Annotated in this window: 18 protein-coding genes and 1 pseudogene; 6 read left to right on the top strand and 13 right to left on the bottom strand. The window is 61.5% G+C overall.

Annotated features, from left to right (window positions below; translation table 11 throughout):
• Positions 1–103: 103 nt before the first annotated feature.
• From PSH91_RS21840 to PSH91_RS21825, 4 genes are read right to left on the bottom strand one after another with little or no spacing between them, the layout of a single operon-like run.
• Entirely contained in the window at positions 104–1,432 is a 1,329-nt protein-coding gene (locus PSH91_RS21840; RefSeq protein ID WP_047228908.1) for a heavy metal sensor histidine kinase, read from the bottom strand.
• Between the two features lie 35 nt (positions 1,433–1,467).
• Positions 1,468–2,139 carry a heavy metal response regulator transcription factor gene (locus tag PSH91_RS21835; protein WP_047228825.1) on the bottom strand — a complete coding sequence of 224 codons (672 nt, stop codon included), beginning with the start codon at positions 2,137–2,139 and terminating at the stop codon, positions 1,468–1,470.
• A 9-nt stretch (positions 2,140–2,148) separates the two neighbouring features.
• On the bottom strand, positions 2,149–5,259 hold the full coding sequence (locus tag PSH91_RS21830) for a multidrug efflux RND transporter permease subunit (protein WP_305466757.1): 3,111 nt from the start codon (positions 5,257–5,259) through the stop codon (positions 2,149–2,151).
• Entirely contained in the window at positions 5,256–6,413 is a 1,158-nt protein-coding gene (locus PSH91_RS21825; RefSeq protein WP_076383618.1) for an efflux RND transporter periplasmic adaptor subunit, read from the bottom strand. Before PSH91_RS21825 ends, PSH91_RS21830 begins: the two co-directional genes overlap by 4 nt.
• 235 nt (positions 6,414–6,648) lie before the next feature.
• On the opposite strand from PSH91_RS21825, the gene PSH91_RS21820 reads away from it, so the two are divergent.
• Positions 6,649–6,903, top strand: a complete 255-nt coding sequence (locus PSH91_RS21820) for a hypothetical protein (RefSeq protein WP_047228828.1) — start codon at positions 6,649–6,651, stop codon at positions 6,901–6,903.
• A 27-nt stretch (positions 6,904–6,930) separates the two neighbouring features.
• On the opposite strand, the gene PSH91_RS21815 is transcribed toward PSH91_RS21820, so the two are convergent.
• Complete coding sequence (locus tag PSH91_RS21815; RefSeq protein ID WP_047228829.1) at positions 6,931–7,899, bottom strand: LysR family transcriptional regulator; 969 nt, start codon at positions 7,897–7,899, stop codon at positions 6,931–6,933.
• A 311-nt stretch (positions 7,900–8,210) separates the two neighbouring features.
• Between PSH91_RS21815 and PSH91_RS21810 the strand changes: the two genes are divergently transcribed.
• The 4 genes and pseudogenes from PSH91_RS21810 to PSH91_RS21795 all read left to right on the top strand — a co-directional run bounded on the left by PSH91_RS21810 (position 8,211) and on the right by PSH91_RS21795 (position 12,965).
• A complete protein-coding gene (locus PSH91_RS21810; protein WP_305466755.1) occupies positions 8,211–9,683 on the top strand; it encodes an efflux transporter outer membrane subunit in 1,473 nt (490 codons plus the stop codon).
• Positions 9,684–9,690: 7 nt separating this feature from the next.
• Positions 9,691–11,889, top strand: a pseudogene (locus PSH91_RS21805) (FUSC family protein).
• Positions 11,879–12,079 (top strand): DUF1656 domain-containing protein, encoded by a 201-nt coding sequence (locus tag PSH91_RS21800; protein ID WP_024617598.1) that lies wholly within the window; start codon positions 11,879–11,881, stop codon positions 12,077–12,079. The pseudogene PSH91_RS21805 and the gene PSH91_RS21800 overlap by 11 nt, the downstream one beginning before the upstream one ends.
• A 10-nt stretch (positions 12,080–12,089) precedes the next feature.
• Positions 12,090–12,965: an HlyD family secretion protein gene (locus tag PSH91_RS21795; RefSeq protein ID WP_047228832.1), complete on the top strand. Its 876-nt coding sequence runs from the start codon at positions 12,090–12,092 to the stop codon at positions 12,963–12,965.
• A 118-nt stretch (positions 12,966–13,083) separates the two neighbouring features.
• Here PSH91_RS21795 and PSH91_RS21790 read toward each other — a convergent pair whose 3' ends face one another.
• Positions 13,084–13,908 carry an SDR family oxidoreductase gene (locus PSH91_RS21790; protein ID WP_305466753.1) on the bottom strand — a complete coding sequence of 275 codons (825 nt, stop codon included), beginning with the start codon at positions 13,906–13,908 and terminating at the stop codon, positions 13,084–13,086.
• Positions 13,909–13,939: 31 nt separating this feature from the next.
• The gene (locus tag PSH91_RS21785; RefSeq protein ID WP_305466752.1) at positions 13,940–14,404 is read right to left on the bottom strand and encodes a multidrug transporter; all 465 of its coding nucleotides are present in this window, start codon (positions 14,402–14,404) and stop codon (positions 13,940–13,942) included.
• 173 nt (positions 14,405–14,577) lie between these two features.
• On the opposite strand from PSH91_RS21785, the gene PSH91_RS21780 reads away from it, so the two are divergent.
• Entirely contained in the window at positions 14,578–17,295 is a 2,718-nt protein-coding gene (locus PSH91_RS21780; RefSeq protein WP_305466751.1) for an RHS repeat domain-containing protein, read from the top strand.
• 73 nt (positions 17,296–17,368) lie between these two features.
• On the opposite strand, the gene PSH91_RS21775 is transcribed toward PSH91_RS21780, so the two are convergent.
• The 6 genes from PSH91_RS21775 to PSH91_RS21750 all read right to left on the bottom strand — a co-directional run bounded on the left by PSH91_RS21775 (position 17,369) and on the right by PSH91_RS21750 (position 25,139).
• Complete coding sequence (locus PSH91_RS21775) at positions 17,369–18,820, bottom strand: mannose-1-phosphate guanylyltransferase/mannose-6-phosphate isomerase (protein ID WP_047228836.1); 1,452 nt, start codon at positions 18,818–18,820, stop codon at positions 17,369–17,371.
• 151 nt (positions 18,821–18,971) lie between these two features.
• The gene (locus tag PSH91_RS21770; protein WP_047228837.1) at positions 18,972–19,640 is read right to left on the bottom strand and encodes an alginate O-acetyltransferase AlgF; all 669 of its coding nucleotides are present in this window, start codon (positions 19,638–19,640) and stop codon (positions 18,972–18,974) included.
• 14 nt (positions 19,641–19,654) lie between these two features.
• Positions 19,655–20,830, bottom strand: a complete 1,176-nt coding sequence (locus PSH91_RS21765; protein ID WP_305466749.1) for an alginate O-acetyltransferase — start codon at positions 20,828–20,830, stop codon at positions 19,655–19,657.
• Between the two features lie 11 nt (positions 20,831–20,841).
• On the bottom strand, positions 20,842–22,407 hold the full coding sequence (locus PSH91_RS21760) for an MBOAT family protein (RefSeq protein ID WP_173406583.1): 1,566 nt from the start codon (positions 22,405–22,407) through the stop codon (positions 20,842–20,844).
• Between the two features lie 132 nt (positions 22,408–22,539).
• A complete protein-coding gene (locus tag PSH91_RS21755) occupies positions 22,540–23,664 on the bottom strand; it encodes a mannuronate-specific alginate lyase (RefSeq protein WP_047228840.1) in 1,125 nt (374 codons plus the stop codon).
• A 23-nt stretch (positions 23,665–23,687) separates the two neighbouring features.
• Positions 23,688–25,139, bottom strand: a complete 1,452-nt coding sequence (locus PSH91_RS21750; RefSeq protein ID WP_076383622.1) for an alginate O-acetyltransferase — start codon at positions 25,137–25,139, stop codon at positions 23,688–23,690.
• Between the last annotated feature and the right edge of the window lies 1 nt (position 25,140).

Here is a 25,140-nt window from a genome sequence, read left to right as displayed (position 1 = left end):
GCGCTGCCGAAGGCGGAGATCTTTTTACTTTGCTTGATATGGCTTTCATCCAGCATTCAATCGCCTGGAATTCATCCCAATACGATCTAAACAGCGTGGGGTGTCAGGCCGGCAAGCGGATCCCGAAGGTATTCACGCCCCGGTCACTGCGCACGAAGACATCCCCGCCGTGCATCAGCGCAATCGCCTTGACGATGGCCAGCCCCAACCCGTGGTTGGCGCCACTGTTGCTGCGGGAGGCATCTACCCGGTAGAACCGTTCGAACAGGCGTGGCAGGTGTTCATCGGCAATCGGTTCGCCGGGGTTGGTGACGGCGAGGGTGATCTGGTCGCCCAGGGCCTCGATGCGCACATTGATCACTTGCCCCGGGGCGGTGTGTCGCACCGCGTTGCTCAGCAGGTTGATCAGTGCGCGGCGCAGGTGGGCGATCTCGATGTTGGCCTGGGCGTCACCGCTGACCCTGACCTGGACCTGGGCGTCTTCAAGGATGAAGTCCAGGTAGTCGAGGGTGGTCGCCACTTCGCCGGCCAGGGAGGTGCTGGTGAGTTTGGTGGCTTTGTTGCCCTGGTCGGCGCTGGCGAGGAACAGCATGTCGTTGATGATCGAGCGCAGTCGCTCCAGCTCTTCGAGATTCGATTGCAGCACCTCGAAGTAATGTTCGGCCGAGCGCCCACGGGTCAGCGCCACCTGGGTCTGGCCGATCAGGTTGGTCAGGGGCGAGCGCAGTTCATGGGCGACGTCGGCGTTGAACGACTCCAGTCGCGAGTACGCCTGTTCGACCCGGTCGAGGGTGGCGTTGAAGGAACTGACGAATTGACTGAGCTCCGGCGCCAACGGTGACATCTGCAAGCGCCCGGACAAGCGCGGTGGTGTCAGGCGTCTGGCCTCATCGGACAGTTTGATCAGCGGCTTGAGGCCGATACGCGCTACCCAGTAGCCCAGCAAGGAGGCCAGGATCACCCCGACAATCGCCAAGCTCACCAGTGCCACGAGCAAATAGTGTTGGGTCTGGTAGAACGTCTGGGTGTCGATGCCGATCATGAAGCGCAACGGTGGACGCTGGTCCTTGGCCGGGAACTGGCTGACGAGCACTTTCATCGGGTATTGCTGGGCCGCCAGTTTCAGGTCGCGCTTGCCCAGCGAACCTTCGGCGAAGGCACGAATCTGTGGATCGGGGTTGCCATATTCAAAGCGTGGATCGCCACTGACGATCCAGAAGTGAATGCGTTTGTCTTCCTCTCCCAGCAGGCGCAACTTGTTATTGATCTTCACCCAGTGCTCGGGTGTGCCGTAGCGACCGACCGTGGATTCGAGCACGCTGTAGCGCGCATCGAGTTCGGCTTCCGGCAGCAGGCCCAGACCCTTTTCGACTTGCTGGTACAAGGCTCCGCCGATCAACAGGAACACCAATGCCGCCACCAGCGTGAACATGCCGCTCAGGCGCAGGGCAATACTGTCGGGCAAAGTCACTCTCTGCTCTCCAGCACATAACCCATTCCACGAATCGTGTGCAGCAGTTTCTGTTCGAACGGCCCGTCGAGCTTGGCCCGCAAGCGTTTGATGGCCACTTCCACCACATTGGCGTCGCTGTCGAAGTTGATGTCCCAGACCATTTCGGCAATGGCGGTTTTCGACAGTATTTCGCCCTGGCGACGTGCCAGGACGCTGAGCAGCGAGAACTCCTTGGCCGTCAGGTCCAGGCGTTGGCCTGCGCGGGTGGCCTTGCGGCTTATCAGGTCGATCCACAGGTCGGCGATGCTGACCTGCACCGGTTCATGACTGCCGCTGCGGCGGGTCAGGGCTTGCAGGCGGGCCACCAGCTCCAGGAAGGAGAACGGCTTGCCCAGGTAATCATCGGCGCCGTCTCGCAAGCCCTTGATGCGGTCTTCGACCCGTTCACGGGCGGTGAGCATGATCACCGGGGTCTGTTTGCGGGCGCGCAGGGCCCGCAGCACGCCGAAGCCGTCCAGGCCTGGCAGCATGACGTCCAGCACGATCACCGCGTAGTCGCTTTCCAGCGCCAGGTGCAGCCCCTCGACGCCGTCCGGCGCCACATCTACGGTGTAGCCCTGTTCGCTCAGGCCGCGATGCAGATAGTCCGCGGTTTTTTCTTCGTCTTCGATGATCAGAACGCGCATGGCCCCGCCTCAGTCTGTGGTCGCCAGCGTCGTCGGCGCAGGTCCGGGCTGCTGGACGGGCCGATGAAACAGTCGCTCGAGCCATAAGTATATGACCGGTGTAGTGAACAACGTCAGCGCCTGGCTCACCAGCAGGCCGCCGACCACTGCAATGCCCAACGGCTGGCGCAGTTCTGCGCCGGGGCCGGAGCCGAGCATCAGCGGCAGGGCTCCCAGCAGGGCGGCCAGGGTGGTCATGATGATTGGGCGAAACCGGGTCAGGCACGCCTGGAAAATCGCTTCCTGGGGCGTCAAGCCACCCTTGCGCTGGGCGTCGAGGGCGAAGTCGATCATCAGGATGCCGTTTTTCTTGACGATGCCGATCAGCAGCACCAGTCCGATCAGCGCCATGATCGAAAAATCCTGGCCCAGCAACCACAGCATGACCAGCGCGCCGAGGCCGGCCGAGGGCAGGGTGGAGATGATCGTCAACGGGTGTACGAAACTCTCGTAGAGCACGCCGAGGATGATGTACACCGCCAACAGCGCGGCGAGGATCAGCCATGGCTGGCTGGCCAGGGAGCTTTGGAATGCCTGGGCCGCGCCCTGGAAGTTACCGGTAATGGAGGCCGGCATGCCGACCTCGTTCTTGGCCTGGTCGAGCATGCGCACCGCATCCCCCAATGCCACGCCGGGCGCCAGGTTGAACGACAGATTGGCGGCCGGGAACATGCCGTCGTGGGCAATGGACAGCGGGCCGTTGGTCGGCGCATCGAAGCGGGCCAGGGCCGAGAGCGGGACCATCTCTCCACTGAGCGGCGAGCGCAGGTAGAAATAGGCCAGGCTCTCGGCCTTGCCGCGTTGCGCGGTGTCGAGCTCCAGGATCACGTTGTACTGGTTGGTTTCAGTCTGGAATTCGTTGATCTGCCGCTGGCCGAAGGCGTCGTACAGGGCCTGGTCGACATCGCTGGCGGTGAGGCCAAAGCGCGCCGCCGCGCTGCGGTCGATGTTGATGTGGGTGATGCTGCCGCCCAGTTGCAGGTCGTTGGAGATGTCCCGGAACGCGGGGTTACCGCGCAGCCTGTCGGTGAGTTTTTGTGTCCAGGTGTTGAGCGTCGGTCCGTCGTTGCTCTTGAGCACGTATTGATACTGGGCGCGGCTCGGACCGGGACTGAGGTTGATGTCCTGCCCGGCCCTCAGGTACAGCACCACGCCGGGGATGCCCAGCAGTTTGGGGCGGATCCGGTCGATGAACGCGCTGGCCGACACGTCACGCTGATCCTGGGGCTTGAGGGCGATCCAGAAGCGACCATTGGCGATGGTCTGGTTGGAACCCGAGACGCCGACAGCGTGAGAAAAGCTCTGCACCGCCGGGTCGGCGGCGACGATCTCGGCCAGGGCCTTGTGTTTGGCCACCATGTCCGGGAATGACACGTCGGCGGCGGCTTCGCTGGTGCCCAGCACCAGGCCGGTGTCTTGTACCGGGAAGAAACCCTTGGGAATGAATACGTAGCCCGCCACTGCCAGCGCCAGGGTCACGCCGAACACGCCGATCATCAGCCTCTGATGGGCCAGGGCCCAGCGCAGTGTCCGTTCATACCCACCCAGCAGGCGTTCGCCGAAACTTCGCTTGCCGTGGGCATGAGGCGTCGGGGCGCGCATGAACAGCGCGGCCAGGGTCGGTGCCAGGGTCAGGGACACCACCACCGAAATCAGGATGGTCGAAGTGGCGGTCAGGGCAAACTCCTTGAACAGACGCCCGACCACGCCACCCATGAAGAGCAGGGGAATGAACGCGGCTATCAGCGAAAAACTGATGGAGATCACCGTGAAGCCGATTTCGCCCGCTCCTTTGATCGCCGCTTCGCGCATGCCATCACCCGCCTCCAGGTGCCGGTGAATGTTCTCCACCACTACAATCGCATCGTCCACCACGAACCCGACCGAGATCACGATAGCCACCAGGGTCAGGTTGTTCAGACTGAAGCCCATCACATACATCAGGGCGAAACTGGCGATCAGCGACACGCCCAGGACCGCTGAGACAATCAGGGTCGCCGAGAGCTGGCGCAGGAACAGCGCCATCACCGACACCACCAGCAGCACCGCGATCAGCAAGGTGATCTCCACCTCATGCAGCGAAGCGCGGATAGTCTGTGTACGGTCGTTCAGTACCTTGACTTGCACGGCCGCAGGCAGCATGGCTTCCAGGGTCGGCAAGGCTGCCTGGATGCGGTCGACGGTGTCGACGATGTTCGCCCCCGGCTGACGGAAAATCACCAGGTTGAGCCCCGGTTGCTCATCGGACCAGGCCTGAATGTAGGCGTCTTCCGAACCATTGATGACTTTGGCGACGTCCTTGAGATGAACCGGTGCCCCATCCTTGTAGGACACGATCAACTCACCATATTCCTCCGGCTGGAACAGCTGATCGTTGGTGGACAGGGTGGAAACGCTCGACTCGCCGTAAAGCGCCCCCTTGGCCAGGTTGAGGCTGGCCTGCTGGAGCGCCACGCGAATGTCGGCCAGGGTCAGACCGATGGCGGCGAGTCGGTCCGCCGAGGCCTGTACCCGGATCGCCGGACGTTGCTGGCCGGTGATGTAGATTTGTCCCACGCCATCGATCTGGCTGAGTTGCCGGGCGAGCAGGGTTTCGACGTAGTCGCTCAATTCGGTGCCGGGCATCAGGCTGGAGCTGATGCTGAGGATCAACACCGGGCTGTCGGCCGGATTGACTTTGCGCCAGGTGGGCAGATTCGGCATGTCCTGGGGCAGTTTGCCGGAGGCGGTATTGATGGCCGCTTGCACTTCCTGGGCGGCGGTGTCGATGCTTTTGTCCAGGCTGAACTGCAAGGTCAGGTTGGTCGAGCCCAGGGCACTGCTTGAGGTCATCTGGGTAATGCCGGAAATGGCGCTGAATTGCACTTCCAGTGGGGTCGCCACCGACGACGCCATGGTTTCGGGGCTGGCGCCGGGCAACAGAGCCCTGACCTGGATGGTCGGGAATTCCGCTTCAGGTAACGGCGCGACAGGCAGGCGAGGAAAGGCGATCAATCCCAGCAGTATCAGGGCGAAGGTCATCAGGACCGTGGCGATGGGATGGTCGATGCACCACGCCGAAACCGAACCGCGGCCCTTCATGGTTTTGGCTCCGACACATTGGCCTGGGCCACTGGGTCACCGAGCACCTGGATGCGGCTGCCCGGCTTGAGCCGTGACTGACCGTCGCTCACCAGTTGATCGCCCGCGCTCACCCCTTTGATGATGTGCAGGTCACTGTCCTGGTAGACCATCACCACCGGTACGCTCTCTACCCGGTCGCCGGTGATTCGGTACACGAAAGGTTGCTCCAGGCCGCGCTGAACCACGGTCGGTGGAACCACCAGGGCGTCCTTGTCGAGTGCGGTCTGGATTTTCAATGTCACCAACTGCCCTGGCCATAGCCGTTGCGCGGCGTTGCTGAATTCAGCCTTGGCCCGCAGGGTGCCGGTGTTGGCGTTGATCTGGTTGTCGATCAGGCTCAGGCGGCCCTCGCCGAGCATTTCACCGGAGGTCCCATCAGCGCCTATGTAGGCCTGGACCAGCGCTTGCTCGGGGGCGGCCATCAACCGTTGCAAGGTGGGCAGCATTTGTTGGGGCAGGGCGAACTCCACTGCGATCGGGTCGATCTGGGTCACGGTGAACAAGCCCTCGGTGTCGCTGGTGCGCAGGAAGTTGCCTTCGTCCACGTTGCGAATGCCGACGCGACCGGTCACCGGGGAGCGGATCCGGGTGTAGGACAACTGCACCTGGGCGGCATCGATGGCCGCCTGATTGCCCTGGGCGGTGGCCTTGAGCTGGTTGACCAGTGCCTGTTGCTGGTCGTAGGTCTGTTTCGATACGCCGTCGTCGACACTGAGCAATTTGTAACGCTTGAGATTGACCTGGGCGACCGCCAGTTGTGCCTGGCTTTCACCGAGTTGGGCCCTGGCCTGGTCAAGGCTGGCGCGGATCGAGCGGTCGTCGATGGTGGCCAGCAGTTCCCCCTTCTTGACCTGTTGCCCTTCCTTGACCAGCAGTTGAGTGAGGATGCCGTCGATCTGCGGGCGGATCACCACGCTGTGCAGTGACAACACCGTGCCGATGCCACTGGCAAAGCGCGGCACATCCTTTTGCACCACGCTGACGACCCTTACCGGCACGGCCACGGGCGCGCCGGGCTTGGCGGTGACAGGCTTCATGACATACCAGAGGGCGACAGCTGCCAGAGCGACCAGGAGCGCGACGAGCAAGACGGTTTTTTTCTGGATGTGCATGGATGTGGGAGGCCGGTTCAGGACAGAGGGATTTTTATCTTTCTTATATAGCGTTGTGAGGTGGTCAGGAAGGTGACGCCTAACTGACGGGCTTGTCAGTTTTGTCCCGACTTGCTGTCAGACGAGTGAAGGGCCGATTGAATCCGCCCTGCGCGCGCTGGTATCGGGCGGGTATACTGCCGACTTCGCGGCTCGCTCTCCGGGCCCGACTTGCACGCATTACCCGGAGCTTTACATGACTTCCCCAACACCTTCGCCCGCGGACGAACGCCCGAACGGCGAACAGGCCGACCGGCCCGACAGCGATGTTTCCAGCGGCGAGAGCGTCAACGCGATCCCGACCTTCAAGTTTCCGTTCAAGCCCGGTGAGCTGGCCGCGGCCAAAGGGGCCGGGCAGCAGCCTTGGTACAAGAACGGCGCGAAGAACGGTCATACCAAGACCCCTGGCGCCGCGCCTCCCGGCACGCGTCGCTCGATGGGCAAGCGCTGATATCACCCTTGGAGCACGGGCGCGAAATCAGTTCGCGACCCGTGCACCGGCCAGACTGCCACTCAACTCATAGGCCGTCAGTTCGGCCTGGTGCGCCGCGAGGATTTCCGGCAGCGAGCCGCGCAGGTACTCGACCCAGGTCTTGATCTTCGCATCCAGGTACTGGCGCGAAGGATAGATGGCGTAGAGGTTCAGTTCCTGGGAGCGGTAGTTGGGCATGACCCGCACCAGCGTGCCATTGCGCAAGCCCTCAATGGCGGCATACACCGGCAACACGCCCACGCCCATGCCACTGGTGATCGCGGTTTTCATGGCATCGGCGGAGTTCACCAGGAACGGTGAGTTGCTGATGGTGACCATCTCTTGGCCTTCGGGGCCGTCAAATACCCATTTCTCCAGCGGAATGACCGGGCTGACCAGGCGCAGGCAGGCGTGGTTGAGCAGGTCGCCGGGTTTCTGCGGGCAGCCGCTGGCTTTCACGTAGGCAGGTGATGCGCAGACGATGCTGTAGGTGATCCCCAGGCGCTGGGAGACAAAGCCCGAGTCCGGCAATTCGCTGGCCAGTACGATGGAAACGTCGTAACCCTCGTCCAGGATGTCCGGCACACGATTGGCCAGGGTCAGGTCGAAAGTCACGTCGGGATGGGTTTTACGATAGCGGGCGATGGCATCGATCACGAAATGCTGGCCGATGCCGGTCATGGTATGGACCTTCAACTGCCCGGCAGGACGTGCGTGAGCATCGCTGGCCTCGGCTTCAGCCTCCTCGACATACGCCAGGATCTGCTCGCAACGCAGCAGATAACGTTTGCCGGCCTCGGTCAGGGCGATGCGGCGGGTGGTGCGGTTGAGCAGGCGGGTTTGCAGATGGGCTTCCAGGTTGGAAACCGCACGCGAAACGTTGGCTGTGGTGGTATCCAGTTGCACGGCGGCGGCGGTGAAACTGCCCGCTTCAGCAACACAGCTGAACGCACGCATGTTTTGCAAAGTGTCCATGGGAGGCTCTCTTGGGAGATGGCAAATTGTGACACGAAGTTACAGCGCCGCGGACCCCGACTAATGGATTATCGCAGTAACGGTAACAAAGATTCGCAGAAAGGTCGGCTTATCGCCGTTCGATGGGGTGCCTAGAATTGCGGCCAATCCTGGATCGCTGATTGCTGTGGGAGCGAGCCTGCTCGCGATGGCGGCATCACATTCCCCTCAATGTGTCTGCCTGGACGCTATCGCGAGCAGGCTCGCTCCCACAGTTGCGTCACCGGGCATTCAGCCTCTTCACGCCTCCCCATCTCAGGAATTTTGCGCAAGTGCCGCGTTGCATCAGCAGAGAGCTGAAGACTCTCAGTGTTTGGCTTTTAACGTTCACCATCAGCGGTTGCATCGGCACGGGAGGGATTGCGCCGCAAGGCCAGGCATTGTCGGCCAATCAACTGGCCACCGATGAAGCGATCCGCGAGGCTGCCCGTGATGCTAACTGGCCCACCGGCCAGTGGTGGAATGCCTATGGCGACCGGCAACTGGATCGCTGGACCGACCTGGCCGTGCATGACAGCCCGAGCCTGGCCCTGGCCGCTGCCCGCGTGCGGCAGGCCAAGGCCATGGCCGGTGTCGTCGAGGCTGCCGAGTCGCTACAGATCAATGGTCAAGCGACCCTCAAGCGCCACAACTGGCCCACCGATCAGTTCTATGGCCCTGGCGAGTTGGCCGACACCACCACTTGGGACAATAACGCGGGCCTGGGCTTGAGCTATGCGCTGGACCTGTGGGGCCGCGAGCGCAACGCCAGTGAGCGGGCCGTCGACCTGGCTCATGTCAGCGTGGCCGAGGCGCGGCAGGCGCAGTTGGAGTTGCAGAACAACATCGTGCGCACCTATATCCAGTTCGCGTTGCACTATGCCCAGCGCGATATCGTCGTGGCGACCCTCCATCAGCAGGAGCAGATTCTCGAACTGGCGCAAAAGCGTCTGGACGGCGGCATCGGCACCCATTTCGAAGTCAGCCAGGCCCAGGCGCCATTGCCTGAGACCCATCGGCAACTCGACGCCCTCGACGAAGCCATTGCCTTGAGCCGCAATCAAATGGCGGCGCTGGCGGGCAAAGGGCCAGGAGACGGGGCGCGGCTGCAGCGCCCGACCCTGGCCCTCGGTGCGCCCTTGAAGTTGCCGTCGGCCTTGCCCGCCGAATTGCTCGGCCAGCGTCCGGACGTGGTGGCCGGGCGTTGGCAAGTGGCCGCTCAGGCACGGGGTATCGATGTCGCGCGTGCCGGGTTTTATCCCAATGTCGACCTGGTGGGCAGTATCGGCTACATGGCGACCGGTGGCGGGGCGCTGGAGTTCTTGACCGGCAAGAAGCTCAACTACAGCGTCGGACCGGCCATCACACTGCCGATTTTCGACGGTGGGCGCCTGCGCTCACAGTTGGGGGAGGCGGCGGCCGGTTATGACATCGCCGTGGCCCACTACAACCAGACGCTGGTCGATGCACTCAAGAGCATTTCCGATCAGTTGATCCGCCGTGAGTCCATGGACAAGCAACACGTCTTCGCTGCTGAGTCGGTGGCCGCCGCGCAACGCACCTACGACATCGCGATGGTTGCGTTCCAGCGCGGGCTCACTGACTACCTCAACGTGCTCAACGCCCAAAGCCTGTTGTTCAAGCAGCAACAGGTGCAGCAGCAAGTGGAGGCGGCGCGCCTGACGGCCCACGCCGACCTGGTGACGGCGTTGGGCGGTGGCCTGGACGCCGGCAAGGACATCCCTGACTTGAGCCATGTTGAGTAGTTCTATTGTGATGTCTTTATTCGCTCCTGCCCGCTGGCTGTACCGCCTCGAATGGCGCCGTGGTTTCTTCGACTGGGCTCGCAGCGACGGTGTGACGTGGGTCTACATTTTCAAAGTGCTGCTCGCCGCCTTCCTGACATTGTGGCTGGCGATGCGTCTGGAGCTGCCGCAACCGCGCACGGCCATGATCACGGTGTTTATCGTCATGCAGCCCCAGAGCGGGCAGGTGTTCGCCAAGAGTTTCTATCGCTTGCTCGGCACGCTGGCCGGCTCGGCGGTGATGGTGGCGCTGATTGCCTTGTTCGCCCAGAACACCGAACTGTTTCTGGGCAGTCTGGCGATCTGGGTCGGCGTCTGTTCAGCGGGCGCGGCGCGTTATCGCAACTTCAGGGCCTATGGTTTTGTGCTGGCCGGCTACACCGCGGCCATGATCGGTCTGCCGGCCCTGGCTCATCCGGAAGGCGCGGCGCGTTCATGGCGGCGGTCTGGCGTGTGCTGGAAATTTCCCTGGGGATTCTCTGCGCAACCCTGATCAGCGCCGCGATCTTGCCGCAAACCGCCAGCGCCGCCATGCGCAACGCCCTGTACCAACGCTTTGGAGTGTTCGCCCTGTTTGTCACGGATGGCTTGCGTGGACGCAGCAAACGCGAGGCATTCGAGGCGCGTAACGTCGGTTTCATTGCCGAAGCCGTGGGCCTGGAAAGCCTGCGCAGCGTGACGGTGTTCGAAGACCCGCACATGCGTCGGCGCAAACGGTCGGCTCAGCCGCTTGAACAGCGAGTTCATGGGCATCACCACCCGATTCAACGCCTTGCACCAGTTGCTCGAACGTCTACGCAGCCGCGGGGTGGATCATGTGGTGAATGCCATTAAACCGGGTCTGCTAACGTTGGCCGAGTTGCTGGACGGTTTTAGCGCCCGCGCCTTGACCGATAAAGACGCCGCGCGCCTGGCGGCGGAGCTGGCAACCTATAAAGCCGATTTGCCGGCACAGGTCCGCAGGCTGCGTGGGGTGTTCGAAGAAACAGATCCGAGCGAAGCGCAACGGCTGGACTTTCACACCGCCTACGAGCTGCTGTATCGCTTCGTCGATGACTTGCACGGTTACGCCCAGACCCATGCGTCGCTGGCTGATCATCGCCACGAACGCGAGCAATGGGACCAACCTTTCATGCCGCAGACCAACGGTCTGGCGGCTGCGGCGTCGGGGTTTCGGGCAGCGTTCATCCTGCTGGTGCTGGGCAGCTATTGGGTCGCCACGGCCTGGCCGAGCGGTGCGACCATGACGATGATTGCCGCCGCCACGGTGGGCTTGTCGGCCGCCACGCCCAACCCCAAACGCATGGCGTTCCAGATGGCGTGTGGCACGCTGCTCGGGGCCTTGATCGGTTTCGTCGAGATGTTTTTCATCTTCCCGCTGATTGATGGCTTCCCCTTGCTCTGCGTGATGTTGGCGCCGGTGATCATGTTGGGCTCATTCCTCAGCTCGCGACCGCAATACGCCGGGGTCGGGTTGGGGTTGTTGATCTTCTTCTGCACAGGCTCGGTGCCCGACAACCTGACGGTCTACAACCCCTACACCTTCATCAACGATTACCTCGCGATGATCCTTGGCATGCTGGTATGTGCCGCTGCCGGGGCAATCATTCTGCCGCCCAACAGTCGCTGGTTGTGGCGCCGGCTCGAACAAGACCTGCGCGAGCAGGTGGTGTTTGCCATCAGCGGCCGGCTCAAGGGCCTGGCCTCGGGCTTTGAAAGTCGCACCCGGGACTTGCTGCATCAGGCTTATGGACTGGCGGCGGGGCAACCTGGGGTGCAGCGGGATCTGTTGCGCTGGATGTTTGTGGTCCTGGAAGTCGGCCACGCGATTATCGAATTGCGCAAGGAACAGGCGATCTTGCCCGTGCATCCGGCCTATGCCCCAAGCCAGCCCTGGCGCCAGGCGATCCGCGTGATGGGGCGGGCGTTGGTGCGGCTGTTTCGTCAGCCCGGCCAGAGCAATCTGGAGCGCGCCCTGCTGGCGGTCGACCATGCCATCAGCCGCGTACAGGCCAGTGACGAACCCTTCGCCCCGCATTTCGACACCTCAGCCCTGCGCCGGGTGAAAAGCTACCTGCATTTCATCCGCACCTCGCTGTTGGACCCGCAATCGCCATTGGCGGCCTACGCCAGGCCGCTGCCCCAGGAACCCGAACATGCCTCGTGAAATCGCCTTCCATGGCGTGTACATGCCCACCATGACCCTGATGTTTTTCATCGCCGCCGCCCTGGCCTGGGCCCTGGATCGTTTTCTGTCGGGGTTGGACCTGTACCGCTTCTTCTGGCACCCGGCGCTGCTGCGCCTGAGTCTGTTTACCTGCCTGTTTGGCGCGCTGGCGCTGACGGTCTACCGTTGAGATCAATGCGATGAAAAAGTTTTTCAGCCTGCTTGCGACGCTGTTGGTGCTGGCCCTTGCCCTGTGGATCGGCCGGGTGTTGTGGGTGCACTACATGAACACTCCGTGGACCCGTGATGGTCGGGTACGCGCCGACATCATCAACGTCGCCGCCGACGTCAGTGGTGAGGTGGTCGAGGTACCGGTGCGTGATAACCAGTTGGTAAAAAAGGGCGACCTGCTGATGCGCATCGACCCCGAGCATTACCGCATTGCGGTGAAACAGGCTCGCTCTTTGGTGGCCTCGCGCAAGGCGACCTGGGAAATGCGCAAGGTCAACGCGCATCGGCGTGCCGACCTGGACAGCCTGGTGATCTCCCGGGAAAACCGTGACGACGCCAGTAACATTGCCGACTCGGCCCTGGCCGATTACCAGCACGCCCAGGCCCAACTGGAGGCCGCCGAACTGAATCTCGCCCGTACCCAGGTCCGCGCGGCGGTGGACGGTTATGTCACCAACCTCAACGTGCATCGGGGCGACTATGCGCGCATCGGCGAGGCGAAAATGGCCGTGGTGGACATGAATTCGTTCTGGGTCTACGGCTTCTTCGAAGAAACCAAGCTGCCCAAGGTGCGGGTCGGTGATTCGGCGCAGTTGCAGTTGATGAGCGGCGAGGTGCTCAAGGGGCATGTGGAAAGCATCTCGCGGGGCATCTACGACCGTGACAACCCCGCAAGCCGCGAGTTGATCGCCGATGTGAACCCGACCTTCAACTGGGTTCGCCTGGCGCAGCGGGTGCCGGTGCGGATCCATATCGATGAAGTGCCGGACGGCGTGCTGCTGGCGGCGGGGATGACCTGTACGGTGGTGGTCGATCCCAAACCGAGCGCTGACGCCCACGGATAATTGTGGGCGCGAGCCTGCTCGCGATAGCGGTGTTTCAGTGGGCAAGGAGGTTGGTTGTGCCGTCGCTATCGCGAGCAGGCTCGCTCCCACAGGGTTTCATGCGTGTTTACCCTGTGTTTTACAGCGACCCACCCAACCCAAACCGCTTCATCAAGCCTTTTTCCAGCAACCCCTTGGGCAGCAAACCGGCCATCAACGGCAACGCCCGGCTGCCATTGCCCAAGCGCAGCAGGCGCGGGGGGCTGGGTTGCTGCACGGCCTTGAGCAGTCCTGCGGCAAAATCGCTGGCCGGGGTCGGGTTGTCCTGGGACGCCTTGGCGCGGCTGCGGATGCCGTCGCGCAGAGGCCACCAGGGTGACTGTTCGCTGATCAGTTGCTCGGCTTCATGGCCGGCATTTTTGGCGAAGCTGGAGGCAATGGCGCCGGGCTGGACTTCCATCACGCGGATGCCGAACGGTGCCAGTTCCATGCGCAGCGCATCGCTCAAGGCATGCACCGCCGCTTTCGAGGCGCAATAGGCGCCGGCAAATGGCGTCACCAGCACGCCGGAAACGCTGCCGATGTTCACCACCAATCCCTTGGCCCGGCGCAGCACCGGGAACAGTGCGCGGGTCACTCCGACGACCGCGAACACGTTGGTTTCGAACTGGCGCTGCATGGCCGGCACACCACCGTCCAACAATGGACCCATGGCGCCGTAGCCGGCATTGTTGATCAGCACATCGAGACCGCCGTGTTGTTGGTTGATGCGTTCGCTCAAGTGTTCCAAGGCCTGGCCATCATTGACGTCCAGTTGTACGGCGGTAAACCCGGCAGCACTGAGCAGCGCCACGTCCTCATCCTTGCGTGCACTGGCCCAAACTTGATAGCCGGCAGCCTTGAAGGCATCGGCGAGGGCGCGGCCGATGCCGCTGGAACATCCGGTAATCAACGCAACGGGCATAGCCATTCCTTATGCAAACAGTGAGAGGGGATCAGTTGGAGAAGCTGCCTTGCAATCGTTCGGCGCGAAACTCCAGGGTTTGTGGGCGGTAGCCGGGACGCAGTGGCGGCAGGGGCAGGCAATCCTGCCAGTCCGCGCCGGGCTGCAACTCGCCTGGGCCTCTGTAACGAGGTGCGGTGTACTGATTGTCGGCCAGGTTGATGGTGTCGCCGGCTGCATACGCCGCGATTCGCCAGCGCAGTTCGATCAGCGGTACATCGTTGCCATTGGTCATGTTCAGCAACAGCGGACGGTCGGCCGGGCAGCGTTCGGGGGCGTAAGTGACGCGCAGATCCAGGCGCGCCAGTTGCCGGGTTTCGCGGCTGTCCTCCCAGAGTACCCACGCGGCCACCAGTCCCAGCCCGACGAACGCCGCCAGGGACACCGGCAACGCCTTGGCCGGATAGCGCAGCAGCAGGATGAGCCAGGTGATGACCAGCAAGACGCCGATAAGCATGGGTGAAGCCTCCGTTACCGTCACACCATCCTACCGGAGGGGGCGGGCCGTGGGTATTCATCCGTCTCGGGCCGTCGGTCGCCGCTGTCATATCTGACAGTAGGCAAGGGTTGTCTGCCCTTGTTAGATGCCGTTTACGACGCAGCGGTGCTACGACCAAGAGGTCTGATTAGATGGGCATGGATCAGAGAACCCCGAGGCTGATGGCCTTTGACCCAAGGAGTTTACCGGTTCGTTCGGTCGACTATTGGCGCAATATCGAGAACGGGCCCACGCAAGAGCGCGTCACTCGCAGCCTTTTCGATGCCGCCGGTCGTTTGGCAAAACAGTGGGATCCTCGATTGTGGCGCTTGCAACCAGACGATCAGTCGGCGCCGGCCAACCTTACGACGGTTTATTCGCTGTCCGCTGCCGCGCTGCGTACCGATAGCGTCGATGCGGGCAGGCAGATCGATCTGCCTGGGCTCGCCGGCGAGGGTTTGCGGGCGTGGGACGGTCGGGGCACGCATCGCGAGGTGGGCTACGACGACCTGCTCCGTCCCGTGGTGGTGCTCGAACAAGGCGCCGGGCAACTGCGTCGGTGCATGGAGCGGTTGAAGTACGGTTCCCCGGGCCGGGGCGATCGCGACCATAACCAGTACGGGCAGTTGATCCGTCACGATGACCCGGCGGGTAGCGTGCTGCTGGAGTCGTTTTCCCTCACCGCGCAAAACCTTGTCCAGAACCGTCGCTTCATCCTTGATGCCGTCACTCCCGACTGGCCGGAGCCGGAAGCCGAGCGCGAAACACTGCTCGAGCCCGGCGAGGGAGCCCGGTCAACCTGGTGCCTTGGCCCCCAGGGTGACGTGCTGGAGCAAATGGATGCCCTGGGCCATCGACAACGCAAGAGACTGACCCGCGATGGCCGGTTGCATGAAAATCACTTGTTATTAAACGGGCAGGACACATGGCAGCCGCTGGTCAGGGATATCCGTTACAGCGCCGAGGGGCAAATAGAGCAAGAAACGGCCGGTAACGGCGTGCAGACCACACTTAGCTACAGTCCCGATGATGGCCGGCTGATGGAACGCCACGCCAGGTGCGCTGATCAGGTGCTGCAAGACCTGTTCTACACCTATGACCCCATGGGTAACGTGCTGAGTATCGAGGACAAGGCCCTGCCGGTGCGCTACTTCGCCAATCAGCGTATCAACCCGATCAGTCGTTTTATCTACGACAGTCTCTACCAATTGCTTGAAGCCAGCGGCTGGGAGGCGGGCGCTGCCAACCAGGGACCGGAGTCCGTTGGTCGCGTCGACCCGGCGGCGGTGAGCAACTACCGGCAGACCTATCGCTACGACGAAAGCGGCAACCTTCTGGAGCTGACCCATGTCGGCGCTCAGAATCATGGCCGCCAGTTGCAAGCGGCCCGCTACAGCAATCGTTGTTTGCCGTACCGCAACGGCGTGCCCCCAACGGAAGATGAAGTCTGCGCCGCGTTCGATGCGCGGGGCAATTGTCTGGAACAGGACGAGGGGCGTTTCCTGGCTTGGGATCTGCGCAACCAGTTGAGTTCGGTCACCCCCATCGAACGCGCCTCAAGGCTTAACGACGGTGAGATTTATGTTTACGACGGCAGCGGTCTGCGCGTTCGCAAATTGCGCACTCTGCAAGCCGGTGCCCGGACGCTGACCGCCGAGGTGCGTTATTTGCCTGGGCTGGAACTGCGTGCCGACAGCGGCACTGGGGAGTCTCTCCAGGTCATCATCGTCCAGGGTGGGCTCAACAGTGTGCGGGTATTGCATTGGGAAAGCCCATCACCTGCGGGGGCCAATGACCTCTATCGATACAGTTTTACCGACCAATTGGGTTCGACCAGTCTGGAGCTTGCCCAGGACGGGAGAATCATCAGCCGCGAGCACTTCTATCCTTTCGGCGAGACCGCGTACCTGGCCGGGGAAGATGTGATCGAGGTCAGTTACAAGACGGTTCGTTACTCGGGCAAGGAGCGGGATGCAACAGGGTTCTATTACTACGGCTATCGGTACTACATGCCCGGTCTGCAGCGCTGGCTGAATCCGGACCCTGCGGGAGATATCGATGGGCTGAATCTGTACGCGATGGTGAGCAATAACCCGCTGACTTTTCGGGACGCCGACGGGCTCAACAAGACTGGCAAGTACGAAATAGAAGTGGGCGTAAAAAACCGACTGAAGCTCACAGCGGCAGCGCTTACGAGCAGGGTTGGCGTGTTCAAGGAAGCCACAGGAAAGTTCAGCGATGTGAATGACTTCAAAGTGGTGGAGGTCGGTGCATTCAATGACTATCTGGTGGGAGGGGATGAGGTCAAACAGAATCTACAACGCTACAAGCAACGCTATAAAGCCCTCTCCAGCGAAACATCGAGTTCGAAGGTCGTTGGGCAACCTTCAAACTTCGGTCTGGGGGCAAGCATTTCCAGTTACATGTTGCGCAGTGCCAATGATGTATTCGTGGACGAGCCGATCGATCCGGACGCGTTGAACAGGCACCCTGATTTCGTCGTTGAGCGGCGCTTTTTCGCGGTCATGAAAAAATCCGACAAGTTGAAACCACCTGAAGAGCGACAGATTTATGGTCTGGCCGAATTGAACGCGTTTACAACGAAGGGAAAAACCGAAGTGGATGTTGTGCAAGTGGTCGTCCACCCTGAAACCCAGGATGGCGGGACCTTGAAGAAAGAGGCGTTGGCGCAGGCCACCTCAGTGGCGCGACTGCCGATCCTGAAGGGGGTGGGTACATTCTTGACGGTGCATGCAATCAAGGCCATTTCGAAGGGCGCGGACATCAGAAAAATCAGAACGGACGCGGTCAATCCGCGCTCGGCCAGGATTGCCGAAAAGTTTGATGCCAAGCGAGTGGTCAATCAATAAAAAAGCCCCCACCCAACCCACTGCGGATAGGGGACGCAGTGGGCTGGACGGGGGCTTCTTGTTCTGCTGATCGTTATTGGGCGATGGTTTTCACCGACACGCCGCGTTCGACCGGGGTGGAGCGACCGTAGATGTCTTCGAAGCGTTCGATATCGTCTTCGCCCAGGTAGCTGCCGGACTGCACTTCGATGATTTCCAGCGGGATCTTGCCCGGGTTGCGCAGGCGATGAACCGAGGCGATCGGGATGTAGGTCGACTGGTTTTCGCAGAGCAGGAACACGTTCTCGTCGCAGGTCACTTCAGCGGTGCCGCTGACCACGATCCAATGTTCGGCGCGGTGGTGGTGCATCTGCAGCGACAGGCATGCGCCCGGCTTGACCGAGATGTGCTTGACCTGGAAACGACCGCCCATGTCCACCGAGTCATAGGAACCCCATGGACGATAGACCTCGCAGTGGTTCTGGGTTTCGGTGCGGCCCTGGGCGTTGAGGGTGTTGACCATTTGCTTGACGCCTTGGACCTTGTCCTTGTGGGCGATCATCATGGCGTCCTTGGTTTCGACCACCACGATGTTGTCCAGGCCGATCACCGACACCAGCTTGCCATTGCCGTGGATCATGCAGTTGCGGCTGTCCTGGACGACGACGTCGCCCTTGGTGACGTTGCCGTTGGCATCCTTGGCGTTGACTTCCCACAGCGACGACCAGCAGCCGACATCGCTCCAGCCGGCCGACAGTGGCACCACGCAGGCGCGCTGGGTCTTTTCCATCACCGCGTAGTCGATGGAGTTGTCCGGGCAGCAGGCGAAAGTGGCTTCGTCAAAGGTGATGGTATCGGCCGTCTGTTCGCTGCGCTCCAGGGTCAGCAGGCAGGTGTCGTAGATGTCCGGATCGTGTTTTTTCAGCTCTTCGAGGAAACGGCTGGCGCGGAACAGGAACATGCCGCTGTTCCAGAAGTAACCACCGGCTTCGACGAACTCGGTAGCGCGCTTGACGTCGGGTTTTTCGACGAAGTGCGAAACGCGGCTCACCCCTTCAGGCAGCAGGGCGTCGTTGGTCGACTTGATGTAGCCATAACCGGTTTCCGGTTTGGTGGCCGGTACGCCGAACAGAACCATTTCGCCACGCTCGGCGGCCACGGTGGCCAGGGCCAACGCACGCTGCAAGGCTTTCTGGTCTTCCAGCACGTGGTCGGCCGGCAGGACCAGCATCAGCTCGTCGCGGCCTTCATTGACCAGCATCATCGCCGTCAGGGCCACGGCCGGCGCGGTGTTGCGCCCGAACGGTTCCATCAGGATGCGCTGGGCTTCCAGCTTGCGGTTGGTCAACTGCTCGTTGACGATGAACCGGTGGTCTTTGTTGCAGACCACGATCGGGGTGTCCATGCCTTCGAACACCAGGCGCTCGAGGGTCTGCTGGAACAGGGTATGTTCGCCGGTCAGGGCCAGGAACTGTTTAGGGAATTGCTTGCGCGAAAGCGGCCAAAGACGTGAGCCGCTACCACCTGACAAGATCACCGGAATCATGTTTGTTACTCCTACAAATCGAAATGGTTTTTAGAGCTACTGCGTTCTGTCGTTTCACTCTCTTGTTGTTGTTCCTGCGGCAGTGGCAAGTCTTGAGCTTCAAGCTGCAAGCAAAAGCTTGCCGCTTGAAGCTGGAAACTTGCCGCTGCTCTTATCGGGTCGACACCGGGCGTTTTACCCACACTGGCGACAGGCTGCTGCCGGAGCCGGTGACGTACAGCACGGCCGCTTCGCCGCGTTCCAGGGCCACGGGCTTGAGGTCGCCGACTTTCTTGTCGCCGTCGAACAGCGCCAGGCTCACTTTCACCGGGTTGATTTCACGCTCGCCACGGCTCTTGGCCGCTACGGTCTTGACCACTTCGGTCTTGCCGTCGGCGGTCTTGAGGGTCAGCGGCTTGTCGCTAAGGTTCTGCACGCGAACCAGGGATTTCTGCTTGTTCTTGAATGGCGGTTCTTCGATCAACTGAGGCTGGCCGCTGGCGTTGTTGACCAGGGTGTAATAGTGATCGGGAGCCAGTTTTACCGGGACGGTCTGGCTGCCGACCTTGGCACTGTAGTCGCCGCCAGGCATGAAGCTGAAGTCGGTGCTGGCCAGTGGTGCTACGTCGCTCAGGTTGGTGCTGCCGACGGTCGCGCTGACTTCGGCGTTGCTGGCGTTGTAGATCCGCACGAAGCTCGACCCTTTTGGCGCTACCGGGCCATACAGGGCCGAGTCACCTCCGGCAAAGGCAGACAGTGAAAGGGCGCTCATGCTGGCAACCAGGGCAACGGCCTTGAGGGAGCGAGCGGCGAGACGGCGAGGAGTTGTAGTGAAAGTCATGGTGGACCTCTCTTTCAGTTTTGCGCCCGGTCGGGCGTCTCGGATGGGGTGTTGGCGGCTACGTTCTGTTGGCGTGCGCCGGCTTGCTTGAGTTCTGCGACCCACTGCGGGTCGGCGTCACCGATTTCGTTGTTCACAGGCAGATAACGTTCAGGAAACTCCCAGATCAGCACCTGGGGCGGGCTGTTCTTGAAGGCGTCGCTCTTGAGGTAGCTGAGCATCGGCAGAATCGGGCCATGGCCGTCTTCGGCGTAGTTCACAACGTCGCTGTTCAGGGCCTGCTTGAGGGCACCGACGAAGTTCCAGGTGGGGTTGGCGCTGTAGCTGGTGCCGATCAGCGCCACCGGCACTTGGGCATCGGCAAACAGCGCGTCGCCTTCGGCCGGCTGGTCGTCGGCTTCGCGGGTGGTGCGCTTGACCAGCGGCTCCTGGGCTGGCATCAGGTTTTCGAACAGTGGGTCCAGAGGCAGGAACTGACGCAGGTCGCCCTTGTGGATGATTTTTTCCGCTGGCGTTGTCACGAAACGTTGTGGCTCGCCGTTGAGTGGGGTGCGCTCGGCAATCGTCTTCGCCAGCTTCTCGGCGGCGACCTGCGCGCCTTCGGGAGTCCAGTGGGTGTCGGTGCGCAGGAACACTTGTTGGCCGCTTTGCTTGGCCTGTTGCATCGGGCCGAGCAGGTCAGGGGCCAGGATCTTGTCTGCCGCCACACGGGCATGGAAATCCTGGTAGAGGTTGGTGTGAATGCTGGACGGCTTCACTTCACCCAAGTGTTCCGGGTAGAGGCGCGCCTTGGCTGGCACGATCGCCATCACCAGGGTGATGCCCTGTTCCTTGAGCTTCTGGCGCACGCCTTCGACCAGCGCGTAGTTGCCCTGCAGGTTTTGCTCTTCGTTGACGATCGGATTGAACTCTTCGTCGCTGTACAGCCACTGATCGCGACCCAGGACCACGCCTTTGCGGCCCTCGTTGAACAGCTTGTAGTCCAGTGCCGCCCAGATGTTGGTGCCCAGGCGCTTGATCGGGAACTCGTCGTCGTAGTGCGTCTCGACGGCTTTGCTCCAACGACCGTTGAGCACGGTCGCATCCGGGTTGGTGCTGAAGCCGAAGAAGCTGCGCACCGACCACAGGCCCAGGACCGTCAAGGTCAGCAGGAACAGTGCGATGTAGAAGATGCGTAATGAGCGGGTCATGTTCAGATCCCTCAGAACTGGAAGTAAAGGAACGGCGAGAAGCTTTGCGCCGAGAGTTTGAGAATCGAGGCGATGAACAGCACCAGCACCAGCGTGCGCATCACGTAGCGCGGCCAGTCAGCGACCCAGTACGCCGGTTGCACCTGGGCTTCGACGCCCACGGTGTAGCCCGGTTGATGAATGCTCGACGGGTTGTCGCCCGGTACAGCCTTGATCAGTCCCGGTTGTGCAGTGGCCGGGCCATCGGCCTCGGTGTTCACTTCAGGCTTGGTCTTGACCGGTGGACGATTGGTGTAGAGATCGCGCAGGCCAAAGAAGGCGAGGGTGGCGTAGGCCACCGCCAGCGTGGCGATTTGCAGGCCGGTGAGGTTGGCACGGGTCAGTTCCGACAGCGACCAGTCACCGAAGCTGAACATGGCGCCATACATGCGGCCGGCCACATGCAGGTTCTCGGCACGGAAGATCACCCAGCCCATCACCACCAGCAGGAACGTCAGTGCCCAACGGATCGGATTGATGCTGCGTGGCGTGGTGTTGATACCCACCGCTTTTTCGATGGCCAGCCACATACCGTGCCAGGCACCCCAGATCACGTAGGTGATGTTCGCGCCGTGCCACAGACCACCGAGCAGCATGGTCAGGAACAGGTTGCGATAGGTCATCAGCGTGCCTTTGCGATTGCCGCCCAGGGTGATGTAGAGGTAATCGCGCAGCCAGGTCGACAGGCTGATGTGCCAGCGCCGCCAGAACTCGGTAATCGACTGGCTGATGTAGGGCTGCTTGAAGTTCTCCATGAAACGGAAGCCCATCATCAAGCCCAGGCCGATGGCCATGTCGCTGTAGCCGGAGAAGTCGAAGTACAGTTGCGCGGTGTAGGCCAGGGCGCCGAGCCAGGCATCGCCCGTGGTCGGGTTCTCCAGGGCAAAGCAATGATCGGCCACCACCGCCAGGGTGTCGGCGATGAACACCTTCTTGATGAAGCCCTGCATGAAGCGCGTGCAGCCTTCGGAGAACTTGTCCAGGGTGTGGGTGCGGTTGTTGAACTGATCGGCCAGGTCGCGGAAACGCAACACGGGGCCGGCGATCAGGTGCGGGAAGATCGCCACGAACGCTGCAAAGTCGATCAGGTTGTGGGTCGCCGGGGTATCACCGCGATACACGTCGATGATGTAGCTGATGGACTCGAAGATGTAGAACGAGATCCCGATCGGCAACAACACGTGGGTCAGGATGAACGGATTGAGACCGAAGCCGGTAATGATCGCGTTGAGGCTGTCCACACCGAAGTTGGCGTACTTGAAGTAGCCCAGGATGCACAGATCCACACCCACGCCGAGCAACAGCCAGCGCTGGGCGGGTTTGGTGCGCACGCCGGCGGCGCCGACTTTCAGGCCGATCCAGTAGTTCCACAGGGTGACGCCGGCGAACAGCGCAAGGAAGTCCACGCGCCACCAGGCATAGAACACATAGCTGGCCAGCAATAACAGCAGGTTGCGATAGCGTTGCCCGCTCAAGTAGTACAAGCCGAGAAAGATCGGCAAGAACAGGAACAGGAACACATTGGATGAAAATACCATCCCGATCTCTCCATGTTGAATCAACAGTCAAGGGCCAGAGCCCCCCCAAACCCCCCCATGAAAACCGGGAGGTTTTATTACATTTCAGACGCTTTGCTCCCACAGCTCCCCTGCCAGGCAGGGGATACGGCATCAGCTACCTTTTTCGCCTTTTTCCCATGACGGGTCGTACACCTTGGTCAAGTCCCCGCCGAGGCGGAACGTCTTGAACGGTTGCATTTCATGCTTGCGTTCCAGCACATCCTCGGGGCATGTGTAGAGGCTGCAGAACGGTTCCAGCCAGGCGAACTTGGAATCGATTTTCAGATCCTTCATGTCCTGCTCATCGCCGTTCTTGTCTTCGAATATCTCCGGGTCTTTCACCCCGGCCAGCACCTGGTCACCCAGGCGCTTGAGGGCGCCGTTGTTTTCCTGGCGCAGGTCCACGCCGTTGACCTGGGCGAAACTGGCGATCATCGCCAGGGGCGGCAGGGCATAGTTGTGATAGGACAGCGCCCGTTGCTTGCGCTTGAGTTCGTTGGGCAAGAAGCCCTCGGCGTCGACTTGGTTGACGCCGACCTTGTATTCCTTGACGGCCCAATCGAACAGGTCGCGGCGGTTGGTCGCCACGGCGGTGGCCATCACCGACCAGGCGGCCCAGTAGGAGTGGTTGTTGATTTTTTTCAGCGGCAGGTTGTCCCAGTCGCTCACCACCTGATCGGCCATCTTGCTGAACCAGCCTTCGATCAGTTGCGCCTGCTCCTGGTGATTGGCCAGTGGGCGAGACTCGGAGAACTTCAGGCGTACGTAGGCCGAAGCCATGCTTCCCAGGGCCCATTTGCGCATGGACTTGCCGGTGTGGTTGAAGTCCTTGGACATCAGCGCATCGGCCTTGGCCCAGGCGGTCAGCCAGTTCAGGGTGCATTCCAGCTGCTCGGGGCGGCCGTCACGCATGAATTGCATCACTTGTTTGCTGACGCCGCGTTCGATCCGGGTGATGTCGGAAGTGGCATCACGGAAGGCTTTTTCCGATTTCACGTTCAGCGTTGCGCGGGCCTTGTCGGAACCCTCGTACTTGCTGCGAAATTGCAGGGCGCCCGTGTAGGGCGTTGGTACTGCCTCGCAGCGCTCGTCAGAGCTGCCCGTCTTGAATTTTTCAATCGGTGCGAAGTAACCCTGGGGCGGGCGTAGCGGGGCCGCGGCCTGCGTCGCGCCGGCGAATATCGCCAGGGTCAGCAGGGACGGCGCCAGCAGCGTTTTCAACGTTCGGGTGCGCATGGTTCTAGTCATGAGACGAGACCTCATTGTCCGATTTGAGCCGTTTGTTGCCCGGCTTGCGGAGATGCGTTGCGTTTGCAGACTTTCGCTTCGATTTGCTGTGGCTCGGCACCGGCTTCAGGTCCCTGGACTTCTACAGCCAGCAGGTTCTGGGAAGCCCAGTCCTCGTCGGTGCGCAATTGGAAGGCGAAACGTCCGTCGGTTTCGGAAGTGTCCGGTTTTTCGATCTTGATATCCTCGTGGCGCCCATTCATGTACCAGAGGGTGGCTTGTAAGGTTTTCACCGACGTATCGGCGAAGCGGATATCGATCTGGTGGCTGCCGTTACGCAGGTCCATGTTCTTGCTGTTGACCATCAATTCGTTCTTGCCGGGCTTGAGAGCAGTCTTGCTGCTCATCAGCGCGGGCTTGCCTTCGCAACCGTTGTTGTCCAGCAGCGCCATCATCTGGCGATAGATGGTTTCCTGGTCCAAGCGATACAGCGGCGAGAATTCCCAGATGAGGATTTTCGGCGGGCTCTTCTGGAATTCTTCGCTGCCCAGGTACTGGATCATCGCGCCTTCCAGACCGCCGCCGGGGAAGGCGACGTTGAGGACGTCGGCGCCGATGGCTTCTTGAAGGAAGCCGGCGAAGTTGTAGTTCTTGCCGCTGTGACTGGTGCCCACGAGGGTGATTTGCGGATCACTGGAGTCGCCGAACAGGTCGCCGTCGCCGGCCTCGCCTTTAGGCTCGGTGGTGAACTGGTCCATGTACTGGACCGCGTAGCTGGTGCCGCACAGCTGGCCGGCCATGTTGTGCAGGGTGCCGGTCTTGCCCATGCGGCCGGACTTCTTGGTCTCGAACTCACGCTTGGGAATGTCGGCAAAGGCCGGGATCTGCTTGACCTTCTCGGCCACGATCTTCGCCGTGCGCTGGGCGCCGTACGGGGTCCAGTGCTGGTCGCCACGGAAGTAGAAATCGTGGGCCGGCAGGGTGTCGGGCAGGTTTTCGTTGGTCAACGGCGACAGGTCCGGCACCACATAACCCATCTGCGCGAAACGCCCGAGCATGCTCTTGTAGTTGGTCAGGGCCTTGTCGAAGTCGTAACTGGCCTTTTCCTGAGGGTTGAGTTTGTTGCGGTTCACCAGGCCCCGGGTCGGTTGATAGACGAGCACCAGCTCAACGCCTTTTTTCTTGAACGCGTCGTGCAGCTGCTGCATGCGCTTGTAACCGGCCGGGGTGGTGTTGAATTCGGTACGCAGGTCTTCCTGGGTACGGAACAGCCAATCGCCCTGGGCCTGTACCAGCGTGGTGAAGTTCTGCTGATAGCGCGTGGTGTAGTTCTTCGCGTCATAAGCAGCCGGGCACAGGTTGCAGCACGGTTCGGCAGTGAACACAGGCGCTGTGGTTTCAGCGGCGCGCGCGCCGCTTGTGGCGGCGAGAATGCCGGCAGTCAGGGCGGACAGGCCCAGAAGTTTGATCATCTGTGGGTTCATA

The sequence above is a fragment of the Pseudomonas sp. FP1154 genome (assembly GCF_030687245.1).
Classification (GTDB): Bacteria; Pseudomonadota; Gammaproteobacteria; order Pseudomonadales; family Pseudomonadaceae; genus Aquipseudomonas; species Aquipseudomonas rhizophila.
Note: the sequence above shows the minus strand (reverse complement) of the source record. Positions and strands in the feature narration are given on the sequence as shown.

Coding starts and splice junctions, on each gene's coding strand:
- PSH91_RS21825 (WP_076383618.1), bottom strand. CDS start 6,413: ATGCACATCCAGAAAAAAACCGTCTTGCTCGTCGCGCTCCTGGTCGCT.
- PSH91_RS21750 (WP_076383622.1), bottom strand. CDS start 25,139: ATGAACCCACAGATGATCAAACTTCTGGGCCTGTCCGCCCTGACTGCC.
- PSH91_RS21755 (WP_047228840.1), bottom strand. CDS start 23,664: ATGCGCACCCGAACGTTGAAAACGCTGCTGGCGCCGTCCCTGCTGACC.
- PSH91_RS21795 (WP_047228832.1), top strand. CDS start 12,090: ATGAAAAAGTTTTTCAGCCTGCTTGCGACGCTGTTGGTGCTGGCCCTT.
- PSH91_RS21800 (WP_024617598.1), top strand. CDS start 11,879: ATGCCTCGTGAAATCGCCTTCCATGGCGTGTACATGCCCACCATGACC.
- PSH91_RS21815 (WP_047228829.1), bottom strand. CDS start 7,899: ATGGACACTTTGCAAAACATGCGTGCGTTCAGCTGTGTTGCTGAAGCG.
- PSH91_RS21765 (WP_305466749.1), bottom strand. CDS start 20,830: ATGACCCGCTCATTACGCATCTTCTACATCGCACTGTTCCTGCTGACC.
- PSH91_RS21830 (WP_305466757.1), bottom strand. CDS start 5,259: ATGAAGGGCCGCGGTTCGGTTTCGGCGTGGTGCATCGACCATCCCATC.
- PSH91_RS21780 (WP_305466751.1), top strand. CDS start 14,578: ATGGGCATGGATCAGAGAACCCCGAGGCTGATGGCCTTTGACCCAAGG.
- PSH91_RS21760 (WP_173406583.1), bottom strand. CDS start 22,407: ATGGTATTTTCATCCAATGTGTTCCTGTTCCTGTTCTTGCCGATCTTT.
- PSH91_RS21770 (WP_047228837.1), bottom strand. CDS start 19,640: ATGACTTTCACTACAACTCCTCGCCGTCTCGCCGCTCGCTCCCTCAAG.
- PSH91_RS21840 (WP_047228908.1), bottom strand. CDS start 1,432: ATGTTCACGCTGGTGGCGGCATTGGTGTTCCTGTTGATCGGCGGAGCC.
- PSH91_RS21775 (WP_047228836.1), bottom strand. CDS start 18,820: ATGATTCCGGTGATCTTGTCAGGTGGTAGCGGCTCACGTCTTTGGCCG.
- PSH91_RS21790 (WP_305466753.1), bottom strand. CDS start 13,908: ATGCCCGTTGCGTTGATTACCGGATGTTCCAGCGGCATCGGCCGCGCC.
- PSH91_RS21835 (WP_047228825.1), bottom strand. CDS start 2,139: ATGCGCGTTCTGATCATCGAAGACGAAGAAAAAACCGCGGACTATCTG.
- PSH91_RS21820 (WP_047228828.1), top strand. CDS start 6,649: ATGACTTCCCCAACACCTTCGCCCGCGGACGAACGCCCGAACGGCGAA.
- PSH91_RS21785 (WP_305466752.1), bottom strand. CDS start 14,404: ATGCTTATCGGCGTCTTGCTGGTCATCACCTGGCTCATCCTGCTGCTG.